This is a genomic window from Massilia sp. NBRC 108631, from assembly GCF_059704565.1.
Map to the genome: position 1 here is coordinate 1 of NZ_BAAKJE010000037.1, position 3,178 is coordinate 3,178.

Below are 3,178 nucleotides of genomic sequence, written 5' to 3' on the forward strand. Positions count from 1 at the left end.
ATCGTTCTTTAAAAATTTGGAAGAAGTAAAGATTTATTATTTTCGTTTGATCGCAAGATTGAACGAGGGTAGTGATTGTATGTATCAACAAACGCAACAACGTAGTACTTCTTGCTTTATGACGGTTCTTTGTAGACGGATGTAATCTCGCAAGGAATCAATGTTATAGGGACAAGTGAATAAGTGCACATGGTGGATGCCTTGGCGATTACAGGCGATGAAGGACGTAGAAGTCTGCGATAAGCCTCGGGGAGCTGACAAACAAGCTTTGATCCGAGGATTTCCGAATGGGGAAACCCGGCCTTTTAGGTCATTGCATGCTGAATACATAGGCATGCAAAGCGAACGCGGCGAACTGAAACATCTAAGTAGCTGCAGGAAAATAAATCAACCGAGATTCCCAAAGTAGTGGCGAGCGAAATGGGATGAGCCTGCATGATTTAGCATGACGCATAGTGGAACGCTCTGGAAATGGCGGCCATAGCGGGTGATAGCCCCGTACACGAAATGCGATGTGTGGAACTAAGTATGCGACAAGTAGGGCGGGACACGAGAAATCCTGTCTGAATATGGGGGGACCATCCTCCAAGGCTAAATACTCGTAATCGACCGATAGTGAACCAGTACCGTGAGGGAAAGGCGAAAAGAACCCCGGGAGGGGAGTGAAATAGATCCTGAAACCGTGTGCATACAAACAGTAGGAGCGGACTTGTTCCGTGACTGCGTACCTTTTGTATAATGGGTCAGCGACTTACATTCAGTGGCAAGGTTAACCAGATTGGGGAGCCGTAGAGAAATCGAGTCCGAACAGGGCGCCAGTCGCTGGGTGTAGACCCGAAACCAAGTGATCTACCCATGGCCAGGTTGAAGGTGCGGTAACACGCACTGGAGGACCGAACCCACTAATGTTGAAAAATTAGGGGATGAGCTGTGGGTAGGGGTGAAAGGCTAAACAAACTTGGAAATAGCTGGTTCTCTCCGAAAACTATTTAGGTAGTGCCTCAAGTATCACCATCGGGGGTAGAGCACTGTTATGGCTAGGGGGTCATCGCGACTTACCAAACCATTGCAAACTCCGAATACCGATGAGTGCGAGCTTGGGAGACAGACGTCGGGTGCTAACGTCCGGCGTCAAGAGGGAAACAACCCAGACCGCCAGCTAAGGTCCCAAAGATTGGCTAAGTGGAAAACGAAGTGGGAAGGCTAAAACAGTCAGGATGTTGGCTTAGAAGCAGCCATCATTTAAAGAAAGCGTAATAGCTCACTGATCGAGTCGTCCTGCGCGGAAGATGTAACGGGGCTAAGCCAGTCACCGAAGCTGCGGATATGCATTTATGCATATGGTAGGAGAGCGTTCTGTAAGCCTGCGAAGGTGTCTTGTAAAGGATGCTGGAGGTATCAGAAGTGCGAATGCTGACATGAGTAGCGATAATGGGGGTGAAAAGCCCCCACGCCGTAAGCCCAAGGTTTCCTGTTCAACGTTCATCGGAGCAGGGTGAGTCGGCCCCTAAGGCGAGGCAGAGATGCGTAGCTGATGGGAAGCAGGTTAATATTCCTGCACCGTCGTATGATGCGATGGGGGGACGGATCGCGGAAGGTTGTCTGACTGTTGGAATAGTCAGTTTCTGCTTCATAGAAGGCGCTTAGGCAAATCCGGGCGCGTAATTCAAGGGAGTGGGACGAGTGAACTTGTTCACGTAGCAATCGGAAGTGGTTCCAAGAAAAGCCTCTAAGCTTCAGTCATACGAGACCGTACCGCAAACCGACACAGGTGGGCGAGATGAGTATTCTAAGGCGCTTGAGAGAACTCGGGAGAAGGAACTCGGCAAATTGGTACCGTAACTTCGGGAAAAGGTACGCCCCGGTAGCTTGGCTGATTTACTTCAGTAGGGCGAAAGGGTTGCAATAAACTGGTGGCTGCGACTGTTTAATAAAAACACAGCACTCTGCAAACACGAAAGTGGACGTATAGGGTGTGACGCCTGCCCGGTGCTGGAAGATTAAATGATGGGGTGCAAGCTCTTGATTGAAGTCCCAGTAAACGGCGGCCGTAACTATAACGGTCCTAAGGTAGCGAAATTCCTTGTCGGGTAAGTTCCGACCTGCACGAATGGCGTAACGATGGCCACACTGTCTCCTCCCGAGACTCAGCGAAGTTGAAGTGTTTGTGATGATGCAATCTACCCGCGGCTAGACGGAAAGACCCCATGAACCTTTACTGTAGCTTTGCATTGGACTTTGAACCAATCTGTGTAGGATAGGTGGGAGGCTTTGAAGCGGGGACGCCAGTTCTCGTGGAGCCAACCTTGAAATACCACCCTGGTTTGTTTGAGGTTCTAACCTTGGTCCGTAATCCGGATCGGGGACAGTGCATGGTAGGCAGTTTGACTGGGGCGGTCTCCTCCTAAAGTGTAACGGAGGAGTTCGAAGGTACGCTAGGTACGGTCGGACATCGTGCTAATAGTGCAATGGCATAAGCGTGCTTAACTGCGAGACCGACAAGTCGAGCAGGTACGAAAGTAGGACATAGTGATCCGGTGGTTCTGTATGGAAGGGCCATCGCTCAACGGATAAAAGGTACTCTGGGGATAACAGGCTGATTCCTCCCAAGAGTTCATATCGACGGGGGAGTTTGGCACCTCGATGTCGGCTCATCACATCCTGGGGCTGTAGCCGGTCCCAAGGGTATGGCTGTTCGCCATTTAAAGTGGTACGTGAGCTGGGTTTAAAACGTCGTGAGACAGTTTGGTCCCTATCTGCCGTGGGCGTTGGAAATTTGAAGGGGGCTGCTCCTAGTACGAGAGGACCGGAGTGGACGAACCTCTGGTGTACCGGTTGTCACGCCAGTGGCATTGCCGGGTAGCTAAGTTCGGAAGAGATAACCGCTGAAAGCATCTAAGCGGGAAACTTGCCTTGAGATGAGATTTCCCGGAGCTTTAAGCTCCTTGAAGGGTCGTTCGAGACCAGGACGTTGATAGGCTGGGTGTGGAAGTGCAGTAATGCATTAAGCTAACCAGTACTAATTGCCCGTAAGGCTTGTCCCTATAACATTGATAAGTTGTAGGCGAGAAGTGCGCATGTTGTGCGTAGTTGATACGCAATCGCTACATAATAAATCTGAATTCTTCCAAGTTTTAAAGCTGTTGCAGCGCCAGAGCGCTGCAAAGCTTACAAGTCA

At 50.2% G+C, this 3,178-nt stretch carries 1 rRNA gene; it reads left to right on the forward strand.

Annotation, left to right across the window (positions count from 1 at the left end):
• Positions 1-169 precede the first annotated feature (169 nt).
• A 23S ribosomal RNA gene (locus tag AC6H42_RS03915) occupies positions 170-3,044 on the forward strand.
• Positions 3,045-3,178: the final 134 nt, after the last annotated feature.